This window comes from Serratia sp. CY47280 (assembly GCF_052168655.1).
GTDB classification, from domain to species: domain Bacteria; phylum Pseudomonadota; class Gammaproteobacteria; order Enterobacterales; family Enterobacteriaceae; genus Serratia; species Serratia bockelmannii.
Map to the genome: position 1 here is coordinate 655,846 of NZ_JBJNMG010000001.1, position 20,826 is coordinate 676,671.

General features: G+C 62.3%; 15 protein-coding genes. 8 read left to right on the forward strand and 7 right to left on the reverse strand.

Features of this window, described 5'->3' with window-relative positions; genetic code table 11:
- Positions 1–86: 86 nt before the first annotated feature.
- The 6 genes from ACJ8J4_RS03180 (at position 87) to ACJ8J4_RS03205 (ending at position 9,249) form a co-directional block, all read left to right on the forward strand.
- A complete protein-coding gene (locus ACJ8J4_RS03180) occupies positions 87–1,247 on the forward strand; it encodes an efflux RND transporter periplasmic adaptor subunit (protein ID WP_269154095.1) in 1,161 nt (386 codons plus the stop codon).
- Entirely contained in the window at positions 1,244–4,417 is a 3,174-nt protein-coding gene (locus ACJ8J4_RS03185; protein ID WP_442515984.1) for an efflux RND transporter permease subunit, read from the forward strand. The genes ACJ8J4_RS03180 and ACJ8J4_RS03185 overlap by 4 nt, the downstream gene beginning before the upstream one ends.
- Positions 4,401–5,879, forward strand: a complete 1,479-nt coding sequence (locus tag ACJ8J4_RS03190; RefSeq protein ID WP_049295642.1) for an efflux transporter outer membrane subunit — start codon at positions 4,401–4,403, stop codon at positions 5,877–5,879. The genes ACJ8J4_RS03185 and ACJ8J4_RS03190 overlap by 17 nt, the downstream gene beginning before the upstream one ends.
- A 61-nt stretch (positions 5,880–5,940) precedes the next feature.
- A complete protein-coding gene (locus ACJ8J4_RS03195; RefSeq protein ID WP_197835909.1) occupies positions 5,941–8,511 on the forward strand; it encodes a heavy metal translocating P-type ATPase in 2,571 nt (856 codons plus the stop codon).
- Entirely contained in the window at positions 8,508–8,978 is a 471-nt protein-coding gene (gene cueR, locus ACJ8J4_RS03200) for a Cu(I)-responsive transcriptional regulator (protein ID WP_049295646.1), read from the forward strand. Before ACJ8J4_RS03195 ends, cueR begins: the two co-directional genes overlap by 4 nt.
- A gap of 70 nt (positions 8,979–9,048) precedes the next feature.
- Positions 9,049–9,249 carry a heavy-metal-associated domain-containing protein gene (locus ACJ8J4_RS03205; protein WP_405051114.1) on the forward strand — a complete coding sequence of 67 codons (201 nt, stop codon included), beginning with the start codon at positions 9,049–9,051 and terminating at the stop codon, positions 9,247–9,249.
- Positions 9,250–9,263: 14 nt separating this feature from the next.
- On the opposite strand, the gene ACJ8J4_RS03210 is transcribed toward ACJ8J4_RS03205, so the two are convergent.
- From ACJ8J4_RS03210 to ACJ8J4_RS03230, 5 genes are all read right to left on the reverse strand, one after another.
- The gene (locus tag ACJ8J4_RS03210; RefSeq protein ID WP_025302880.1) at positions 9,264–9,617 is read right to left on the reverse strand and encodes a DUF1493 family protein; all 354 of its coding nucleotides are present in this window, start codon (positions 9,615–9,617) and stop codon (positions 9,264–9,266) included.
- Positions 9,618–9,772: 155 nt separating this feature from the next.
- Entirely contained in the window at positions 9,773–11,215 is a 1,443-nt protein-coding gene (locus ACJ8J4_RS03215; RefSeq protein WP_149570007.1) for an efflux transporter outer membrane subunit, read from the reverse strand.
- A 1-nt stretch (position 11,216) separates the two neighbouring features.
- Positions 11,217–14,354: an efflux RND transporter permease subunit gene (locus ACJ8J4_RS03220; protein ID WP_197835911.1), complete on the reverse strand. Its 3,138-nt coding sequence runs from the start codon at positions 14,352–14,354 to the stop codon at positions 11,217–11,219.
- A gap of 1 nt (position 14,355) precedes the next feature.
- Complete coding sequence (locus ACJ8J4_RS03225; protein ID WP_197835913.1) at positions 14,356–15,498, reverse strand: efflux RND transporter periplasmic adaptor subunit; 1,143 nt, start codon at positions 15,496–15,498, stop codon at positions 14,356–14,358.
- A gap of 129 nt (positions 15,499–15,627) precedes the next feature.
- Complete coding sequence (locus ACJ8J4_RS03230) at positions 15,628–17,142, reverse strand: MDR family MFS transporter (protein ID WP_099817266.1); 1,515 nt, start codon at positions 17,140–17,142, stop codon at positions 15,628–15,630.
- An 82-nt stretch (positions 17,143–17,224) separates the two neighbouring features.
- On the opposite strand from ACJ8J4_RS03230, the gene ACJ8J4_RS03235 reads away from it, so the two are divergent.
- On the forward strand, positions 17,225–17,893 hold the full coding sequence (locus ACJ8J4_RS03235; RefSeq protein ID WP_225735578.1) for a TetR/AcrR family transcriptional regulator: 669 nt from the start codon (positions 17,225–17,227) through the stop codon (positions 17,891–17,893).
- Here the strand turns inward: ACJ8J4_RS03235 and ACJ8J4_RS03240 are convergent.
- On the reverse strand, positions 17,890–18,585 hold the full coding sequence (locus ACJ8J4_RS03240; protein ID WP_099817265.1) for a class I SAM-dependent methyltransferase: 696 nt from the start codon (positions 18,583–18,585) through the stop codon (positions 17,890–17,892). The genes ACJ8J4_RS03235 and ACJ8J4_RS03240 overlap by 4 nt on opposite strands.
- 76 nt (positions 18,586–18,661) lie before the next feature.
- The gene (locus ACJ8J4_RS03245; RefSeq protein ID WP_197835915.1) at positions 18,662–19,801 is read right to left on the reverse strand and encodes an agmatine deiminase family protein; all 1,140 of its coding nucleotides are present in this window, start codon (positions 19,799–19,801) and stop codon (positions 18,662–18,664) included.
- Between the two features lie 143 nt (positions 19,802–19,944).
- On the opposite strand from ACJ8J4_RS03245, the gene ACJ8J4_RS03250 reads away from it, so the two are divergent.
- A complete protein-coding gene (locus ACJ8J4_RS03250) occupies positions 19,945–20,808 on the forward strand; it encodes a LysR substrate-binding domain-containing protein (RefSeq protein ID WP_025302888.1) in 864 nt (287 codons plus the stop codon).
- Positions 20,809–20,826: the final 18 nt, after the last annotated feature.

Sequence of the window (20,826 nt, forward strand, 5' to 3'; positions counted from 1 at the left end):
CCTTGCCAACGTTGGAAGCCGGATAACGCAGGATGAGCTGCAGCTATGCAGTCAATTCCACAGTCGACGTCGGTAGAAAAGGTCAAATGATGAAAGCTAAAACTCTCCTCTCGACGGCAGCGGCGGTAAGCATCGCTTTCGCCGTTGCCGGATGCAACGACAGCGCACCGTCCGCCACCGCACCGCCGCCACCCGCCGTACCGGTGGCCGAGGTGCTGATGCGTCCGGTCACCCCTTTTGTCGAATTCAGCGGTTCCCTGACCGCCGTCCAGCGCGTTGAGCTGCGGCCGCGGGTCGCCGGGTACATACAGGCCGTGAACGTCCCTGAAGGGCGCGTCATTGAAAAAGGCCATCCGCTCTTTCGTATCGATCCGCGGCCCTTCCAGGCGGCGCTGGACGCCGCAGCGGCGCGGCTGCAAGAGGCTGAAGCCACCGCTATGCTCGCCCAGGCCGACTTTGCGCGCGCCCGAACGCTGTTCAACCAAAAAGTCATCGCCCGCGAGCGTTTTGATGCCGCCACTGCCGCGATGAATGTGAGTAAAGCGCAGGTCAACGCGGCAAAGGCGGCGTTGACGGCGGCGCAACTGGACATGACCTTTACGCGCGTCACCGCGCCAATCACCGGGCGAGTCGGGCGGACGCTCATCACCGAAGGCAACTATGTCGCCAGCGGCGTCACGGCGCTCACCACCATCGTTTCCGTCACCCCACTCCACATCTACTTTGACGTCGATGAACGCACCTATTTGCAATCGCTGGCCGCCTGGCGCGACAAGACGGCAACGCATGAGATCAAGGTCATGACGGCGTTGATCGGCGACAAAACATACTCACGTCCCGGCCGCGTAGACTTTATCGCCAATGCTGCTGAACGGACGACCGGCACGGTACGCCTGCGCGCGGTGATCGATAACCCCGATGGACGGCTGTCCCCGGGGCTGTTCGCCAAGATCAAGCTGGAAACCGGCGCGCCACAGGCCAAGGTGTTGATCGCCGATCTGTCGATTGGCACCGATCAAAGCCGTCGTTATGTCCTGGTCGTCGATAAAAACAACCAGACCGAATACCGCCCGGTAGAACTTGGCCCGGTTGTTGATGGGATGCGCGTGATAGAGCGAGGGCTGCAACCGGGAGAACGCATCGTGGTGAAAGGGCTGGTGCGCCCCGGCATGGCGATCACACCCCGCCCTTCGATGATTGACGGCACGCCTGCAACACAACCGAACACGATGGGAGATGCGACATGACGTTTCCCCGCTTCTTCATCAAACGCCCGATCTTCGCCATTGTTCTTTCCATCTTGACGTTGATCGCCGGCATCGTGGCGCTGTTCCAATTGCCGCTGAGCGAATATCCGGCGGTCACGCCGCCCACCGTCCAAGTGACCGCCTCTTACCCCGGCGCCAATCCCAATGTGATCGCGGAAACGGTGGCCGCGCCGCTGGAGCAAGCCATCACCGGCGTCGAAGGTATGCTTTATATGTCTTCACAGGCGGCGACCGACGGCCGAATGACGTTGACCGTCACGTTTGCGCAAGGAACGAATGCCGACATGGCGCAGATCCAGGTGCAAAACCGGGTGGCGCGCGCGTTACCCCGGTTGCCTGCAGAGGTGCAGCATCAGGGCGTGGTGACGCAGAAAACCTCACCGGACATCCTGATGGTGGTGCATCTGCTGTCGCCCGACCAACGCTACGATCCGCTGTATATCTCGAATTACGCTTACCTGCAGGTTCGTGATGAGTTGTCCCGTATTCCGGGCGTCAGCGATGTCCAGGTTTGGGGAGCCGGCGAATACAGCATGCGGCTCTGGCTGGATCCGGATCTGATCGCCGCACGCGGGCTAACCGCCGGCGATGTGATCGCTGCGGTGCGCGAGCAAAACGTGCAGGTGGCGGCCGGTTCCGTCGGTCAGGCGCCCGATTCCAATGCCGCATTTCAGGTTACGGTCAATACCCTGGGGCGGCTGGCCGATGAGAAACAGTTTGGCGATATCATCATCCGCACCGGCAGCGACGGCCAGGTGACCCGCTTGCGCGACGTCGCCCGTATAGACATGGGCGCCGATGCGTATGCGCTGCGCAGCCTGCTCGACGGCGAGCCGGCCGTCGCGCTGCAAATCATTCAGAGCCCGGGCGCCAACGCGCTGGACGTCGCTCAGGCGGTCAGAGCGACCGTCAAACGCCTGGAAGGCGACTTCCCAGCCGGGCTCAGCTCACGAATCGCCTATGATCCCACGGTTTTCGTGCGGGCATCGCTCGAGTCGGTGGTGACGACCCTGTTGGAAGCGATCCTGCTGGTGGTGATCGTGGTGGTGGTGTTCCTGCGTAGCTGGCGAGCCTCGCTCATTCCGCTGCTCGCGGTGCCGGTCTCGCTGGTCGGCACGTTCGCCATCATGCATTTGATGGGCTTCTCTCTCAATACGCTGTCTCTGTTCGGTTTGGTGTTGTCTATCGGCATCGTCGTCGATGACGCGATCGTGGTGGTGGAAAACGTCGAACGGCACATCGAAAACGGTAAAACGCCGCAGCAAGCCGCACGGCTCGCCATGGATGAAGTCACCGGGCCGATCGTCGCCATCACCTCGGTGTTGGCGGCTGTGTTCATCCCAACGGCGTTCCTGAGCGGTTTACAAGGGGAATTTTACCGGCAGTTCGCACTGACTATCGCCATTTCTACCCTGCTGTCGGCGCTCAATTCCCTGACGCTCAGCCCGGCGCTGGCCGGCTTGCTGCTGCGGCCGCACCCGGCGAAACATCGCGCTCCCGGCCGCATTCAGCGTATCTTGCAAGCCGCCGTCCGGCCTTTCCAACGCGCGCCGGACGCGTATGCCAATGCCGTACGTAAAACGGTGCGCGTCAGCGGCGTGGCGCTGGCCATTTACGGCGGGCTGCTCGTTCTGACGTTTTTCGGCTTCCAGGCCGTACCGCCGGGCTTCGTGCCCATGCAGGATAAGTACTATCTCGTCGGCATCGCCCAACTGCCCAACTCGGCCTCGCTGGATCGCACCGATGCGGTCGTTAAACAGATGTCGAAGATCGCGCTGGCGGAACCCGGCGTGGAAAGCGTCGTGGCCTTTCCGGGGCTGTCTATCAACGGCTTCGTCAATGTGCCGAACGCCGCCGTGATGTTCGTTATGCTCGATCCGTTTAAAGAGCGCGCCACGCCCGATCTGGCCGCGTCAGCCATAGCGGGTCGGCTGCAGGCGAAGTTCGCCGACATTCCCGATGGTTTCCTCGGCGTATTTCCGCCACCGCCCGTCCCCGGTCTCGGCGCCACCGGCGGATTCAAGATGCAGGTGGAAGATCGCGGCGGCGTGGGGCTTGAGTCTCTGGTTGAGCACACGCGGCTCCTGATGGTGAAAGCCACCGAATCGGGACAGGTCGCCGGTCTGATGACCAGCCTGGACATCAATGCGCCGCAACTTGATGTGGTTATCGACCGTACGCAGGCGAAAAGTCAGGGTGTCAGCCTGGCGGATGTGTTCGAGTCGCTTCAAATTTACCTCGGCTCGCTTTACATCAACGACTTCAACCGATTTGGCCGCACTTACAAGGTGACCGCCCAGGCCGATGCCGACCATCGCATGCAGGCGGAAGCCATCGGCCGACTGCAGGTGCGCAACGCGGCCGGTGACATGCTGCCGCTGTCTTCCTTTGTTACCGTGACGCCCGGCTCCGGCCCGGATCGCATCATCCGTTACAACGGCTACCCATCGGCTGATATCTCGGGCGGCGCGGCGATAGGTGTCAGTTCCGGTCAAGCGGTGGCCTTGATGGAGCAACTGGCAAAAGAGACGCTGCCGGAAGGCATGACCGTCGAATGGACCGATCTCACCTATCAGCAAAAGCTCGCGGGCAACGCGGCGCTGTTCATTTTCCCACTGTGCGTACTGCTCGCTTATCTCATTCTGGCCACGCAATACAACAGCTGGCTGCTGCCTTTGGCCGTACTGCTGATCGTGCCGATGTGTCTGTTGAGCGCCATGATTGGCGTCTGGCTGTTGGGGGGCGACAACAACGTTTTCGTGCAAATAGGCCTCATTGTGCTGGTCGGTTTGGCCGCCAAAAACGCCATCCTGATCGTCGAGTTTGCCCGCGGTCTGGAGGATGAAGGTGCAAACACGCTCGAGGCGGTGATTAAGGCTTGCCGGCTGCGGTTAAGACCGATCGTGATGACTTCGATCGCGTTTATTGCCGGCGTCATTCCGTTGATCTTCGCCAGCGGCGCGGGTGCGGAAATGCGCCATGCCATGGGGGTTGCGGTATTCGCCGGCATGCTGGGCGTGACCTTGTTCGGCCTGTTCCTGACACCGGTATTTTATGTGGTGATTCGCGGCCTGACGGCGCGATTCGAGCAATACCGTACCAAAGGCAAAGCCAACGTAAGGAGCGAGTCTGATGAGAAATCTTCGTAGAACCTTTTTATTGCCGCTGAGTGCGATCGCCTTGTTAGCCGGGTGTGCAGCGGTCGGTCCAGATTACTCGCCGCCCGCCCCCCGGGCTCTCTCCGGCTTCGGCCCATCGCCGGTGGGACTCGGCGCCGGCGATGTCGAGATCGCATGGTGGCGCATCTTCGACGATCCGGCGCTCACCGAATTGATTCGGCGCGCGTTGGCGGCGAACCATGATGTCGGCATCGCCGTCGCCCGGTTAGACGAAGCCAAGGCCCTGTTGCGTGAACAACGGCAGGATTTCCTGCCGCGCGGCGACGTCGCGTTGAGTTATGAGACGCGTCGACGGGGGGAGGCAGAAAAAATGGCCGCCCAGCCGCGCCATGCGGAAACCTACCGCGGCGCGCTTGACGCCGCATGGGAAATCGACCTCTTTGGGCGCGTTCGGCGCTCGGTTGAACTCGCTCAGGCGCAAGCAGGGAGCCGTGAAGCAGTGCTGCGGGGCGTTCAGGCGGGCGTCGCCGCCGAAGTGGCCGCCACCTGGTTCGAACTGCGCGGTTTTGAGGCCGAACTTAAGGTGGTCGCCGACATCAACCAAAGCCAGCGTGAAAGCCTGGCGCAGGTTGAAAGACAAATGCGCGCCGGCGTCGCCAGCGAAGTTGACCGATTGCGCGCCGAGGCGCTCTTGCTCAGCGTCGAGGCGACGACGCCGGAACTGGAACGCCGCCGATCCGCCGCCGTCAACGTATTGGCGACGCTGCTTGGCGAAACGCCCCAAACATTCCGTCCTCCGGCCACCGAACGGGGGAGTCAGCTGCCTGCGCTGCGGACTATCGCCGTGGGTACGCCCGGCGCCCTGCTTGCCCGACGCGCCGACATTGCGACGGCGGAGCGGGAGCTGGCCGCGGCCACCGCCCGGATTGGCGTTGAAACAGCAGATCTCTACCCGCATGTTGAGGCACGAGGCTCGATCGGGCTGGTCGCCGGCAATCTCGATGCGATAAATGGCGCCGGCGTGCTGTCTGGCTTCATCGCGCCAATCATTCGTTGGTCATTTCTTGATATCGGCCGCGTGCGCGCCAGGATCGCTGCCAGCGAGGCGCAGGCGCGACAGGCGTTATTGATTTATGACCAGACGGTGCTGCGTGCGCTGCGTGAAACGGATGATGCCTTCAAAGCCTACGCCGAAGCGGCCGACCTGCTTGCTCTGCGGTTGCTCGAAGCGGCGGCGAACCGCGAGGCGGCAAGGCTCTCACGGCTGCGCTTTGCGGCGGGACAGGGCATTTACCTGGAGGTGCTCGAAGCCGAACGGGCCGACTTCAGCAGTCGGCGGGCGGTGGAGCTCGCACACACCCGGCAGCGGCTTGCCGTGGTGAGCATCTATAAAGCGCTCGGCGGTGGCTGGGAAGTGTGCGCAACGGCGATGAGCGACTGCCGCGGCGCAGGCAATTCGGCCATAGCGAAAAAAGTTGGCGGTAAACCTTGACCTTCCCGCGATGGGAAGCTCTAGCCTTTTGATATCCGTTACTCTTTTAAGGGCACGTAACATGAACTCATCCCATACCCACTTACCTCAGCCTTCGTCCGCGCGTCTGAGCCTGCCGGTTGAAGGCATGACGTGCGCCTCATGCGTCGGGCGCGTCGAGCGTGCCTTGACCGCGATTCAAGGCGTACAGGCGGCAACGGTTAATCTCGCGACCGAACGCGCCGACATCACGTTCAACGGTCAGGCCGATCCGCAGGCAGCCGTTCGCGCTATTGAAGGCGCCGGCTATACGGTGCGAGAGGAAACCGCCGAACTGGCGATCGAAAACATGACCTGCGCCTCCTGTGTCGGCCGGGTGGAGAAAGCGTTGGCCCAGGTTGCCGGCGTGATCGAGGCCAATGTCAACCTGGCGACCGAACGCGCGCGGGTGCGCTACCTGGCCGGCACCGTATCCGCAGGCGATCTGGAAGCCGCCGTCACCCGTGCCGGTTATACGTCTCGTCGCTTGACGGCGGATAGCGCCAGCGCGGGCGACCAGGCCGCCGAACAGCGCGAAAACGAGGCGCGCGCGTTGCGGCGCGCCCTGTTCGGTGCCGCCCTGTTTACCCTGCCGGTATTCCTGTTGGAAATGGGCTCGCACCTCATTCCCGCCATACATGAGTGGGTCATGCAGGTGTTGGGCGCGCAGACGAGCTGGTACATCCAGTTTGTCCTCACCACCTTGGTTTTATTTGGCCCCGGCCTGCGCTTCTTCCGCAAAGGCGTTCCGGCGCTGCTGCGCGGCGCCCCCGATATGAATTCGCTGGTTGCGGTCGGCACGGCGGCGGCTTACGGCTATTCGCTGGTCGCCACCTTCGCCCCCGAGGTGTTGCCGCAGGGCACCGCCAACGTTTATTTCGAAGCCGCCGCCGTCATCATCACGCTGATCCTGCTCGGACGCGTGCTGGAGGCGCGCGCCAAGGGGCGTACCTCGCAGGCCATCAAACGGCTCGTCGGCCTTCAACCCAAGGTCGCGCGCGTCCAGCGGCATGGCGAAACGGTCGAAATCCCACTCGAGCAGGTGGTTGCCGGCGATGTGGTGTTCGTCCGGCCGGGGGAGAAAATCGCGGTGGATGGCGAGGTCATCGAAGGCGCGTCTTATGTCGATGAAAGCATGATCACCGGTGAACCGGTGCCGGTCGAGAAAATCGTGGGGGCCGACGTGGTCGGCGGCACCATCAACAAAACCGGCGCGTTCAGTTTCCGGGCGACAAAAGTCGGCGCGAATACCGTCCTGGCGCAAATCATCCGACTGGTGGAAGAAGCGCAGGGGTCCAAGCTGCCGATTCAGGCGCTGGTCGATAAGGTCACCATGTGGTTCGTTCCTGCTGTGATGGCCGCTGCGGCGCTGACGTTCCTGATCTGGCTGGTCCTCGGCCCCACCCCGGCGCTGACGTTCGCACTGGTCAATGCGGTCGCGGTGCTGATCATCGCCTGCCCTTGCGCCATGGGCCTGGCGACGCCAACCTCGATCATGGTCGGCACCGGGCGCGCCGCCGAACTGGGCGTATTGTTCCGCAAAGGTGAGGCTCTGCAGGCGCTGCGCGATGTCAGCGTTATCGCTCTCGATAAAACCGGCACGCTGACCAAAGGCCGCCCGGAGCTGACCGACCTCGAACCCGCAGAGGGCTTCGACTATGACGAGGTGTTGGCCCTGGTTGCCGCGGTCGAGACGCGATCCGAACACCCCATCGCGGAAGCGATCGTCGCGGCGGCAAAACAGCGTGATCTCACGCTCGCCATCGTCGACAGTTTTGATGCCGTACCGGGTTTCGGCGTCTCGGCCAGCCTCGGCGGCCGGGCGGTTTCCGTCGGTGCGGATCGCTTCATGACACGGCTCGGGCTTGATGTGACAAGTTTTCAGTCCGTCGCCGAACGCCTCGGCGCCCAAGGTAAAAGCCCGCTTTATGCCGCCATCGACGGCCGTTTGGCTGCGGTGATCGCCGTTGCCGATCCGATTAAGGAAACAACGCCGGAAGCCATCGCGGCATTGCATGCGCTCGGGCTCAAGGTTGCGATGATCACCGGCGACAACGCCGCAACGGCGGCGGCGATCGCCCGGCAACTGGGGATTGATGAAATCGCGGCCGAAGTGCTCCCCGAGGGCAAGGTGGCAGCGTTGAAATCCTTCCGCAGTCGCGGCGCGAAAGTCGCCTTCGTCGGCGACGGCATCAACGATGCGCCGGCGCTGGCGGAAGCGGACGTTGGGTTGGCTATCGGCACAGGCACCGATGTGGCGATAGAAGCGGCCGACGTGGTGTTGATGTCGGGCGATCTGCGCGGCGTAGCGAACGCCATTGCGCTCAGCCAGGCGACGATCCGCAACATTCAGCAGAACCTGTTTTGGGCCTTCGCCTACAACGCCATACTGATCCCGGTGGCGGCGGGCCTGCTCTATCCGTTGAACGGCACGTTGCTTTCACCGATCTTCGCCGCCGCCGCGATGGCGCTTTCCAGCGTGTTCGTCCTTGGCAATGCGCTGCGGCTAAAACGTTTCCACGCGCCGATGGCCGTCGAGAGCCGCGCAGCAGCGGTGGCAGAAACAGCCCCCCCACCGGGATATCGGCATCATCGTAACAGGAGGACAGGATGAATATCGGACAAGCCGCCAAATTATCCGGCGTTTCGGCGAAGATGATTCGCTATTACGAGCAAATAGGCCTGATCCCGAGAGCGGCTCGCTCCGATGCGGGATATCGCCACTACGGTATGCCTGAGGTGCATAGCCTGCGCTTTATCCGGCGCTCACGCGACCTGGGTTTTTCCGTTGAGCAGATATCTGCATTGCTGCTGCTGTGGCACGACCGCGAACGTGCCAGCGCTGATGTTAAAGCCGTCGCGCTGTCACATATCGCGGTGCTGAAAACCAAGATTGTTGAACTGCAGGCGATGGCGCAAACACTGGAACGCCTTGCCGGCCATTGCCGCGGCAATGCGCGCCCCGACTGCCCTATTCTGGCCGATTTGGCGGAGCCGGAAGCCGCCGCCATACCGCGCCAAACGCCGCGTTTCGGGCTGATGCGCGAGCCGAAACCAAGGCGTCTGCGTGAATCGCCGTAAAAAGAGTTTGACCCTGCCATGCTGGCAAGCTTTACCGTTATCAAACACCGTAATCGACGAGGAGAGTAAAATGATTCGTTTTCATATTCCCGCCATGACCTGCGGCGGCTGCGCTAAATCCGTCACCCAGACGCTGCTGAGCGTTGACCCGCAGGCGCGCATTCAAACCGAGCCGGCCAAACGGGAAGTGCTCATCGAGAGTCTGTTACACAGCGCTACCTTCATCGCCGCGCTGGACGAAGCCGGTTTTCCTCCGGCCGAGGCGGATTAAGCGCCGCATCAGGCTTAGCGCAATTGCTCGATCAGGAAATGGATGTCGTACAGCCAGCGTTTGGCGCGCGCCGAGCGCACCAGCATCGACACGCACAGCGGCCGGGGGTGTTCTTTGCAGGCGGAGGGGGAAAACCAGCGCCCGGTGTTGGCCGGCGGCTGGAAATACAGCTCGTGGTTGTAATTGCTGCTGTCGACGCCGAAGGTATCGAAGTAGCGGCGCATCAGCGTGTTGGAGTCGCTGAACGACAGACTGAGCGCGGTGTTGATCTCGGTTTCCGGGGTGATGACCACGCCCTTCTTCTGCCGCCCAGGCGCGTTGAATGCGGCGATAAGCGCGATGACCTGTTGCTGAATGTCTTCTGCCATGACGACCTCAAGCCGGTATGAATAAAGATGAATGCGGTTCTCTGTCTGACTCTGCTCGCCGCGGCGAGTTCGGGCCGCCGCGCGGGTTTTCTGTTTCTTTACACTTTCCATAAAAAACCGCGCGCAGCCACACTTCTGGCGCGCGCGGTCGATGGTTAGCGGCTGAGCGTCGTCTTGTCGGCGATGACGCCGTCCCCCTGCCGCTCGGCGGCAATGCCGCCGCCCAACACTTTATACAGGGTGGCCTGATTGTCGTACGCGGTCTGCTGCGCGGCGATCAGCGACTGCTGCGCCGTGTACAGCGTGCGCTGCGCGTCCAGCAGCGTCAGGTAGCTGTCCACGCCCTGGCGGTAACGCAACTCGGCCAGGCGATAATATTGCTGCGCCGCCGCCACATAGCCGGTTTGCGCCGCCAGCTGTTCCTGCAGAGTCGCTTTACGCGCCAACGCGTCGGCGGTTTCCTGAAATGCCGTCTGCACCGCTTTCTCATAGGTGGCGACATACAGATCTCTCTGCGCTTTGCTGTAGTTCAGTTGCGACGTGTTATAGCCACCGCTGAAGATCGGCAGGCTGATGCTCGGGGTGAACGACCAGACGCCCGCGCCGTGGCTGAACAGCGACGAGAGTTCACCGCTGCCCACGCCGCCGCTGGCGGTCAGGCTGATCGACGGGAAAAACGCCGCCCGCGCCGAGCCGATGTTGGCGTTGGCGGATTTCAGGTTATGCTCAGCCTGCAGCACGTCCGGCCGCGTCAGAAGCACCTGCGAAGACACCCCAGCCGGCAGATTGCGCATGATTTCGCCGAGCCCATCGATACCGCTCGGCAGCAGATTTTCCGGCACGCTTTGCCCCACCGCCAAATCCAGCGCGTTTTTCGCCTGCGCGGCGCTGGTCGCATAGCTGGCGGCGTCCGATCGCGCCTGTTGATAAACGGTCTCCGCCGACGCCACGTCAACCCGCGACGCAATGCCGTGCTGCTGGTTCTTGCGCGTCACCTCCAGCGACCGTTTGGCGCTTTCCATCGTCTGCTGCGCCACCGCCAAATTGCTGCGCTCGGCCGCCACCGCAACCCAGTCGGTGACGATATCGGCGATCAACGTCAGGCGGGTGCTTTTTGCCGCCTCCGAATTGGCCAGGTAAGTTTCGAACGCCGCGCGCGACAGGCTGGCGTTTTTGCCGAACAGATCCAGCTCGAACGCGCTGACGCCGGCCTGCGCTTCATAACTCTGACTGATGGCGGTGGCATTGCCGCTACCGTTCAGCGAACGCCCGCGGCTGCCGTCGGCGGTGGCGTTGATCGTCGGGAACAGCGCCGAGCGCTGCTCACCGTACAGGGCGCGCGCCGAGGCGATATTGGCGATCGCCTCGCGCAGATCGCGGCTGCTGTCCAGCCCCAGCGCCACCACCTGCCGCAGCCTGGCGTCCTGCACATAGTCGCGCCAGGCGACGTCCGGGTAGCTCAACGCCTGCTTGCCGGCGGCCTCGCCCTGCGGCAGGTTGGCGGGCACCGGCGCCGCCGGGCGCTGGTAGTGTGGATCCAGCGACAGACACCCGCTCAGCAGCAGCGGTAAAGTTAACATCATGACTCGTTGCAACACGTTATTCTCCTGCCTGAGACGGCGAGTTGGTGGGCCGGCGGGTAAACATGCGGCGCACCAACACATAAAACAGCGGTACGAAAAAGATGGCCAATGCGGTGGCGGTGATCGTACCGCCGATAATGCCGGTACCGATGGCGATTCGGCTGTTGGCGCCGGCGCCGCTGGATACCGCCAGCGGCAGCACCCCGGCGGTGAACGCCAGCGAGGTCATCAGGATCGGCCGCAGGCGCATGCGTGCCGCGTGGACCGCCGCGCCAATCAGCGTTTCCCCCCGCTGGTGCATCTCCTCGGCGAACTCGACGATCAAAATGGCGTTCTTCGCCGACAGGCCGATGATGGTGAGCAGCGCCACCTGGAAGTAGATGTCGTTTTCCAGCCCGCGCAGCGTGATCGCCAGCAGCGAGCCCACCACGCCCATCGGCACCACCAACATCACCGCGAATGGAATCGACCAGCTCTCATACAGCGCCGCCAGGCACAGGAACACCACGATGAGCGAAATGGCGTACAGCGACGACGCCTGGCCGCTGGTCAGCCGTTCCTGATAGGACAGCCCGCTCCAGGAATAGCTGCTGCCGGCGGAGTATTTCGCCGCCAGTTTCTCCATCTCGCTCATCGCCGTACCGGAACTGACGCCGGCGGCGCCCTGCCCGGTGATCTCGAACGACGACAGCCCGTTATAGCGCGACAGGTTCTCCGGCCCGTAGATCCAGTGCGAAGACGCAAAGGCGGAGAACGGCGTCATGCTGCTGGCGCCCGACGCATTGGTGCCGCGCACAAACCAGCGGTCGAGGTCTTCCGGCTTGGCGCGGTACTGCACGTCGCCCTGCATATAGACTTTTTTCACCCGGTTGCGGTCGATAAAGTCGTTGATGTAGGTGCTGCCGAACGCGCTGCTGAGGGTGCTGTTGACGTCACCGGCGCTCAGGCCGAGCGCCTGCAGCTTGCTGTTGTCGATCTCCACCTGCAGCTGCGGGGTGTCCGGCAAGGTGTTGGCGCGCACTGCCAGCAATGCCGGATTGTTGCCGGCGGCGGCGACGATCTGGTCGCGCATCGCCTGCAGCTCGGCGCGGGTGGTCGCCCCTTTGGCCTGCAGCTCGAAAGTGAAGCCGTCGGACTGACCGAAACCGTCGATCGCCGGTGGGCTCATGGAGAACACCTGGGCGTCGCGCAGCGAAGCGAAGTGCGCCATGGCGCGTTTGGCGATGGCGTCGGCGGTGTTCTCGCTGCCGCTGCGCTGGCTCCAGTCTTTGAGGCTGACGAACGCCATGCCGGCGTTTTGCCCGCTGCCGCTGAAACCGAAACCGTTGATGGTGAAAATGGTGCTGACGTTGGCCTTTTCCTGATCGAGGAAATAGGCGGTCACCGCCTCGCTCACCGCCGAGGTGCGCGCGTTGGTGGCGCCGGCCGGCAAGGTGTACTGCACCATCACCGAACCCTGATCCTCATTGGGCAGGAAACCGGTCGGCAAACGCAGATACATCACGGCCGCGGCGATCAGCAGCAGACCGTACAGCAGCAGATAGCGCGTTGGCCGGTGGATCACTGCGCCGACCTTGTCGGCGTACTTCTCCTGCAGCCGGTTATAACCGCGGTTGAATCTACCCAGCAGCCCTTTGTCGGTCTGTTCTTCATGCGTCGATTTCAGCAATGTGGCGCACAGCGCCGGCGCCAGCGTCAACGCCAGCACCACCGACAGCACCATCGAGGAAACGACGGTGATTGAAAACTGACGGTAGATCACCCCGGTGGAACCACCGAAGAACGCCATCGGCAGAAACACCGCCGACAGCACCAGCGCGATGCCGACCAGCGCGCCGGTGATCTCGCGCATCGATTTCTCCGTCGCCTCGCGCGGCGGCAGTTTATCTTCACGCATCACGCGTTCGACGTTTTCCACCACCACGATGGCGTCGTCCACCAACAGCCCGATCGCAAGCACCATGCCGAACAGCGTCAGGGTATTGATCGAATAGCCGAACGCCGCCAGCACGCCGAAGGTGCCCAGCAACACCACCGGCACGGTGATGGTCGGGATCAGCGTGGTGCGCAGGTTTTGCAGGAACACGAACATCACCACCACCACTAACACCACCGCTTCAAACAGCGTTTTCACCACCTCCTCGATCGAGATGTTGATGAAGTCGGTGCTGTCTTTCGGGTAGGCCACCTTGTAGCCCTGCGGCATCGCGCTTTGGTATTCCGCCACCTTGGCCTTAACCAGTTTGGCGGTGCTCAGGGCGTTGGCGCCCGCCGCCAGCTTGACCGCGATCCCCGCCGCCGGGTGGCCATTGAGGTGCGCGCTGGCGGAGTAGTCTTCGTTGCCCAGCTCAACCCGTGCCACGTCACCCAGCCGCACCAGCGCGCCGCTGCTGTCGCTTTTCAGGATGATATTGCGAAACTGTTCCGGCGTTTGCAGCCGCGACTGCGCCTTTACCGTGGCGGTCAGTTGCTGATCGGCGGCGGCCGGTAGATCGCCTACCTTGCCGGCAGACACCTGGGTGTTTTGCGCTTCGATCGCCGTCTGCACGTCGGAAGGCATCAGCGCATAGCTCGCCAGCTTGGTCGGATCCAGCCAGATACGCATCGCATATTCCGAGCCGAACACCTGCACGTCCCCCACGCCCTCGATGCGCGACAGCGGATCCTGCAGGTTGCTGACCAGATAGTCGGAGATATCGGCCATTGTCGCCTTGTCGCTTTCGTCATACAGCCCGACGATCAGCAGGAAGCTGCTCTGGGATTTCTTGACCGTCACGCCCTGCGCAGTGACCGCGCTCGGCAAACGGCTTTCCGCCTGCTGCACCTTGTTTTGCACCTGCACCTGAGCGATATCCGGATCGGTGCCCTGATCAAAGGTGACGTTGATGCTGACCGAGCCGCTGGAGCTGCTGGTCGAAGAGAAATACAGCAGGCCGTCCAGGCCGGTGAGCTGCTGCTCAATCACCTGCGTGACGCTGTTTTCCAGCGTTTCCGCGTCCGCGCCCGGGTAAGTGGCGGAGATGGAAATCTGCGGCGGTGAGACATCCGGGTACTGCGAGACGGGCAATGAATTGATCGACATCAGGCCGCACAGCATGATGATGATGGCAATCACCCAGGCGAATACCGGCCGCCGGATAAAGAACTGCGCCATATCACTGCTCCCCGCGTTCGGTTTTGTCGACTGAAACCTCAACCGGCTTCACCGCGGCGCCGATCGTGACCTTGCCGGTGCCTTCGACGATCAGGCGATCGCCTTCGTTCAGCCCGCTGCCGATCAGCCAGTTGCTGCCCACCACCCGTTCGGCGCTGACGGTGCGCTGCGCCACGTTGTTTTGCTCGTCCACCACCAACGCGGTGGCTTCCCCTTTGGCGTTGCGGGTGATGCCCTGCTGCGGCGCCAGAATGGCTTTGGGATCGACGCCGTTATCCACCGTGGCGTGGACGTACATACCGGGCAGCAGCTCATGCTTGGGGTTGGGGAACACCGCACGCAGCGTGACCGAACCGGTGGCCTCATCCACCGCCACCTCGGTCAACTCCAGCTTGCCGGCGTGGGCATAAGGCGTGCCGTCCTCCAGCTTGATGGCGACCGGCGTGACCGCACCGCGCTGCAAAGCGGCCTGCTGACGGCGCAGTTTAAGCAACTGGGCGCTGGACTGGGTCAGATCGACATAGATCGGATCCAACGCGCGGATGGTGGCCAACGCATCGGTCTGGCTGGCGGTGACCAGCGCGCCCGGCGTCACCGATGAGATGCCGATGCGGCCGGCGATCGGTGCCCGCACCTGGGTATAGGCGAGGTTGATGCGCGCCGTCTCCAGCGCTGCCTGATACTGGGCCACCGACGCCACGGCCGCCAAATAGGCGGCTTTGGCATCGTCCGCATCCTGCTGAGAAACGCCGTTCTCTTTCACCAGCGCCGCATAGCGCTGTGATTTGAGCCGGGTGGATTGCACCGTGGCCTGGGCGTTTTTCAGCTGGGCGGCGGCCTGATCGTAGCTGGCCTGATAGCTGGCGGGGTCAATTTGGTACAATACCTGCCCGGCTTTCACCTCGGCCCCTTCGGTAAACAGCCGCTGCTTGATGATGCCGTCGACCTGCGGCCGCACGTCGGAAGTCATGGTGGCGTTGACCCGGCCGGTCAACTCGCTGCTCAGGGTCACTGACTGGCCGCGCAGCGTGACGACGCCGACCTCCTGCTCACCGCCTGCGCCCGTCGGCGCACCGGCGTTTTGCCCATCGCAGGCAGCCAGCAACAGCGACAGCCCAAGCACCAAAAGCGTTTTTCTCTGCATTGCAATACGATCCCATTGAGAATGACTATTCTCAATATATCGAATGCAGACATTCGCTTCTGAAAGGGTTGCGTAAGGATTCGGTAAAAGTCCGTCGGGCTGAGCCGGCCGGAGCGGCCGGTATCGGGATTATTTGTGCCGCAGCGGCACATCTTTCAAGAGCCAGGTCAGCGCAAAAGCCAGCGCCATCACCCCGGCGGCAATTTGATACACCGAATGGATCGCCCCGCCGAAGGCCTGCAGGTAATCCTGCTGCAGCGCCGCCGGCAAATGGTGCACCGCTTCTGCGCCGAGCGCGCGCGGCAGCTGCGCGCCTTCCGGCAACAGCGCCGCCAAACGGGTGTGCAACACCTGCGTGAAAATTGCCCCGAACACCGCCACGCCTATCGAACCGCCGATAGAGCGGAACAGCGTGGCGCTGGACGTCGCGACCCCGATATGTCGGGGCTCCACGCTGTTTTGCGCCGCCAAAATCATCACTTGCATCACCATGCCAAGCCCCAATCCCAGCAGGCAAAGGTACAGATACAGTTGTTGCACCGGCGTGTTATTGGTCAGGGTGCCGAGCAGCGTCATCGCCCCCAGCGCACACAGGGTACCGACGATCGGGAACAGGCGATATTTACCGCGTTTGCTGATGATCCGCCCGCTGATGATCGAGCTGACCATAAGGCCGCCCATCAACGGCAGCAGCTGCATCCCGGCCTGCGATGGCGTCGAGCCTTTTACCACCTGCAGATACAGCGGCAGGAAAGTTACGGAGCCGAACAGCGACATGCCGACGATAAAGCCGATCAGGCCGCACAGCACGAAGGTGCGGTTGCGAAACAGCCCGAGGGGAATGATCGGTTCACCGGCCAGACGTTCCTCATAGATAAAGCCGCCCAGCGACACCAGGCCAAAGGCCAGAATGCACCACAGCTGGCCGTCCGACCAGGCCATTACCGTGCCGCCCTGGCTGGTGAACAGGATGATACAGGTGAGCGCCATCGCCAGGTAACCGGCGCCGAGGAAGTCGATTTCATGTCGCACTCGATTAACCTGCGACTGAAATACCGCGCCAATCACCAGCAGGGCGAACAGGCCCAGCGGCAGATTGATGTAGAAAATCCAGCGCCAGGAAAAATGCTGCACCAGTAAGCCGCCGATCAACGGCCCCACCACCGTGGCCAGGCCGAATACCCCACCGAACAGCCCCTGATAACGGCCGCGTTCCGCCGGCGGGATCACGTCGCCGACCACCGCCAAAGTGACCACCAACAGCCCGCCGCCGCCCAACCCTTGCAGCGCGCGCATCATAATCAGCTGTGTCATGTTTTGCGCTAGCCCACACAGTACCGACCCAAGCAAAAACAGCAAAATAGCGATTTGCAGCACAATCTTGCGGCCGAAAAGATCGCCGAATTTGCCGTACAGCGGCACCACGATAGTGGAAGACAGCAGATAGGCTGTCACCACCCAGGACAGTTTCTCAAGACCACCAAACTCGCCGACGATGGTCGGCAGCGCGGTGGAGACAATGGTTTGATCCAGCGCCGCCAGTAGCATCACCAGCAGCAACGCGGAAAACAGCAACGGGAGCGAAGGCGCCTTGGCAGGCGCCCCGCCGTGATCGGGCCGGATTGTCGGGTTTTCAATCGTCATCGGAGTCAGTTCACTTGTAATTAATTAATCGCATAATTAATATATGAGTCATCCTTTTTTCCGGTCAATGGATCTTATCGCGATGACAGCACGAAACGTTCAAACTCCCGCCAAGCCTCGCCGCCCCGGCCGGCCGAGCGGCGGTGCCAAAGGGGCGGACAAACGCGAGCATTTGCTTGATACCGCGCTGAACCTGTTTGCCCGCCAGGGGATCGTAGACACCTCATTGAATGCCATTGCGCGCGAAGCAAACGTCACCCCGGCCATGCTGCACTACTACTTTCATAACCGGGAACAGTTGCTGGACGTGCTGATCGAAGAGCGCTTTCTGCCAGTGCGCAAGATGGCCGGCGAGGTGTTCGACGCCAACGCGGACGATCCCGTCACCGCGTTCACCCAGCTAGCGCAACGTTTTATCGACATCGCGTTGGAACACCCTTGGTTCGCCCCGCTGTGGCTGCGGGAGGTCATGAGTGAAAGTGGCGTATTGAAACAGAGAATGGATGAACGATTCGGTAATGAACGCCATCAGATCGCGTTGCAAGCCATCGCACGCTGGCAGGCGCAGGGTAAACTCAATCCCGATCTCGAGCCTGCCCTGCTGTTCTTTACGCTGTTCGGCATCACGCTGCTGCCGCTGGCCACCGCACCCAAATGGCGGCGCGAACGGGATAAAGGCCAGCTAAACGCCGAGGATATCGCCCGCCACGCCATTGCCCTGCTGCGCTACGGCATCGGCCCGGCGCGTTAACTCACCGGCACTGGGGGTTTAACCAGTCTAAACACCGTTTTGGTGTGCCAATAGTAGTCGATCGCCGCTGCGATATTCGGCATCCAGCCGTCCGGCTCATAGGGCACGAAGCCGGAAAAGCCCAGCCGGCGGGCAGAGACCTGGAATCCCGCGGCGGAGAAAATGCGCGCATAGTCGTCCAGAGCGCGATCCTGCACCACGGTATGCGTCTGTTCAGCCACCCTTTCGCGCCATTGCGGCCACAGCGGGTTGTCGGTGTGGCAACCGGTCACCGCATAATAAACGCCGCCCGGTTTCAGCACCCGCAGCATATCGGCGGCATGCTGCGCGATATCTTCAATCAGGTAGATGACTTCATGACTGAAGGCGATATCGAAGTGGTTCTCATAACCCGTCAACCGCGTGTCGGTCTGATAACCAATCGGCAGGTTTCCTTTCAGGCGGTTGGCCTGTTCGACGGACTGGCGGGCGATATCGACGCCGAGCCCTTCACGAAATGGCCGGATTTGGTGCAACAGACGCAGAAAACCGCCCTGATTGCAGCCGAAGTCCAGCACCTTGACGCCGGACAATTCGTGTTCCGGCACCAGGCTCAGCAGATGCCGCCAGATGGGCGCATGGCCTTCGGCCATGGCCTGTTCTGCGTGCGGATCGCGATACCAGGTGGGAATGCTCAAGGGTGAGTCGTTCATTATGGCCTCCTTATGTTTCCACTCAGCCAATCACACCCTATGGCGACAAACAACCGCGTGCGCATTTTTTGAACATTCACTGGTCTGGCTTGCCATGCACCGGCAATTGGCTGGTCACGCAGTGAATGCCGCCGCCGCCGGCGGCGATGGCGTCGATCTCCAGCTGCACCACCTTGCGCTGCGGATAGAGCGCCGACAGCAGTTCAAACGCCGCCTTGTCCGCCTGCAGGTCGCCAAACTCCGGGGCGATCACCGCGCCGTTGATGACGAAATAGTTGATGTAGCCCGCCGCGAAATCGGGGTTGCGGCGACTGAATCGGCTTTCGCGCGGTGCCCGCGGCGGCGAAAGCGTATGTACCTGCAGCGTGCGGCCGTCGGCGTCGGTCGCTGCTTTGAGGATCGCCAGATGCGCTTGGGTAACCGCATGATCATAAGAGGCCGGATCGGTATCCAGGTTGGCCACCACCACGCCAGGCCGCACGAAACGGGCATAAAAATCGACGTGGGCATCGGTGATGTCCCGGCCTTTAATGCCCGGCAGCCAGATAATTTTGCGCAGGCCGAGCATCGCCTTCAGCTCTTGCTCAACCCGGTCTCGGCTCCAGCCCGGGTTGCGGTTCGCATTCACCCAACTGCTCTCGGTCATGATGCCGGTGCCGTGCCCATCCACCTCGATGCCGCCGCCTTCGCCTACCAGCGCGCTGCGGCGCGGTTGAGCGACGCCGTATCGCCTGGCGACAAACCCTGCCAGACGCGCATCCCTGGCATGTTGCTGCTTATCGCCCCAGCCGTTGAAGTTGAAATCCACCGCGCCCAGTTCGCCGGCGTCATTGACGACGAAATTGGCGCCGATGTCGCGCATCCAGATATCATCCAGCTCAGTGACAACATAGCTGACGTTGTGACTGCCGCAGGTGGCCTCAGCCAATTGCCGTTCATTGCCGCGGCAAAAAACCGTCAACGACTGAAAGTCGGCGATGGCGCGGGCGATGCGCCCCTGCGCTGCCTGCACGTCCGCGGTGAACCCGCCCCAAATCGCACGCTGCGCGCCGAAAGCGAGAAACGCCCGCTGTTGCGGTTCCCCTTCGTCGGGCATCCGCCAGGCCGGATTAAGCGCAGCTTTCGCGTGACCGCGTAACGGGATGCCCAATGATGCCGTCAAGCTCACACCGGCCACCGCCGAAAGCTGCTTGATAAAGGTGCGACGCGTTGACATAAATAGCCTCTTTAAATTGATTTAAATTCAAACTGTTAGCCGGTTTTTTTACGCTCCAGCGCTTGAATCCCATGCTAGTCTTCCCCTGCCACCGCGACAAACGATATATTTAGCGGATATCTGATTAGACAGGCTTATCGATAATGTTAAAACACTGGCCCCCCTTGAGCGCCCTGCGCGGTTTCGAAGCGGCGGCGCGCCTGGGCAGTTTTCATCAGGCTGCCGAAGAGCTGCACCTGACTCAGTCGGCGATCAGCCAGCAAATCCGCAGCCTCGAGGCGTTTCTGGAGCAACCGCTGTTCTTCCGCACCGGCCGCAGCGTGGCGCTGACCGACGCCGGCCACGATCTGTTCAGCACCGCACAGGTGATGCTGCAACAGCTGGCCGTCGGCATTCGCCGTTTGGATCAGTACCGCAAACCCAACCAACTGATCGTTAACACCACCCCGGCCTTTGCCCGCCACTGGCTGACGCCGCGGCTGGGCGATTTCAATCGGCAGCATCCGCAGATCGATCTGTGGCTGTTCACCAGCTTTGAACCGCCGGATATGGCGACGGACAGCATCGATCTGGCGATCCGTGACGATCTCAGCGCGCAGGCGGACTGCACCTTTAACGTTCTCTGTACCGACCGACTCTACCCCGCCTGCCACCCCAGCCTGCTGGCGTTGACGCCGGAGCAGCGCGTGACCTTGCACGGCGAACGCGAGATGGATTGGAGCCACTGGGCAGTGGCGGGCGGCGCGCACGTCGGCCAGCGAGACAGCGGGCTGAACTTCTCCGATCCTGGTCTGCTGCTGGACGCCGCCTGCAACGGCCTCGGCATCGCGTTGGTCAGCCAACTGCTGGCGCAACACGCGCGCGACGCCGGGCTGCTGCAACCGTTAACCGAGCAACGCGTGCGCGGCGCCAACTGGGCGTGGCTGCTGCACCGCGACAGCGAACACAATCCGCTCGCCCGGCACTTCTGCCAATGGCTGCAGTCGGCGCTGCCCGCCGGCGCATAACGCGCCACGTCACGATTT

Excerpts from the sequence above, each read along its gene's own strand:
- ACJ8J4_RS03180 (WP_269154095.1), top strand. The coding sequence starts at position 87 with ATGATGAAAGCTAAAACTCTCCTCTCGACGGCAGCGGCGGTAAGCATC.
- ACJ8J4_RS03185 (WP_442515984.1), top strand. The coding sequence starts at position 1,244 with ATGACGTTTCCCCGCTTCTTCATCAAACGCCCGATCTTCGCCATTGTT.
- ACJ8J4_RS03190 (WP_049295642.1), top strand. The coding sequence starts at position 4,401 with ATGAGAAATCTTCGTAGAACCTTTTTATTGCCGCTGAGTGCGATCGCC.
- ACJ8J4_RS03195 (WP_197835909.1), top strand. The coding sequence starts at position 5,941 with ATGAACTCATCCCATACCCACTTACCTCAGCCTTCGTCCGCGCGTCTG.
- cueR (WP_049295646.1), top strand. The coding sequence starts at position 8,508 with ATGAATATCGGACAAGCCGCCAAATTATCCGGCGTTTCGGCGAAGATG.
- ACJ8J4_RS03205 (WP_405051114.1), top strand. The coding sequence starts at position 9,049 with ATGATTCGTTTTCATATTCCCGCCATGACCTGCGGCGGCTGCGCTAAA.
- ACJ8J4_RS03210 (WP_025302880.1), bottom strand. The coding sequence starts at position 9,617 with ATGGCAGAAGACATTCAGCAACAGGTCATCGCGCTTATCGCCGCATTC.
- ACJ8J4_RS03220 (WP_197835911.1), bottom strand. The coding sequence starts at position 14,354 with ATGGCGCAGTTCTTTATCCGGCGGCCGGTATTCGCCTGGGTGATTGCC.
- ACJ8J4_RS03225 (WP_197835913.1), bottom strand. The coding sequence starts at position 15,498 with ATGCAGAGAAAAACGCTTTTGGTGCTTGGGCTGTCGCTGTTGCTGGCT.
- ACJ8J4_RS03230 (WP_099817266.1), bottom strand. The coding sequence starts at position 17,142 with ATGACGATTGAAAACCCGACAATCCGGCCCGATCACGGCGGGGCGCCT.
- ACJ8J4_RS03235 (WP_225735578.1), top strand. The coding sequence starts at position 17,225 with ATGACAGCACGAAACGTTCAAACTCCCGCCAAGCCTCGCCGCCCCGGC.
- ACJ8J4_RS03240 (WP_099817265.1), bottom strand. The coding sequence starts at position 18,585 with ATGAACGACTCACCCTTGAGCATTCCCACCTGGTATCGCGATCCGCAC.
- ACJ8J4_RS03245 (WP_197835915.1), bottom strand. The coding sequence starts at position 19,801 with ATGTCAACGCGTCGCACCTTTATCAAGCAGCTTTCGGCGGTGGCCGGT.
- ACJ8J4_RS03250 (WP_025302888.1), top strand. The coding sequence starts at position 19,945 with ATGTTAAAACACTGGCCCCCCTTGAGCGCCCTGCGCGGTTTCGAAGCG.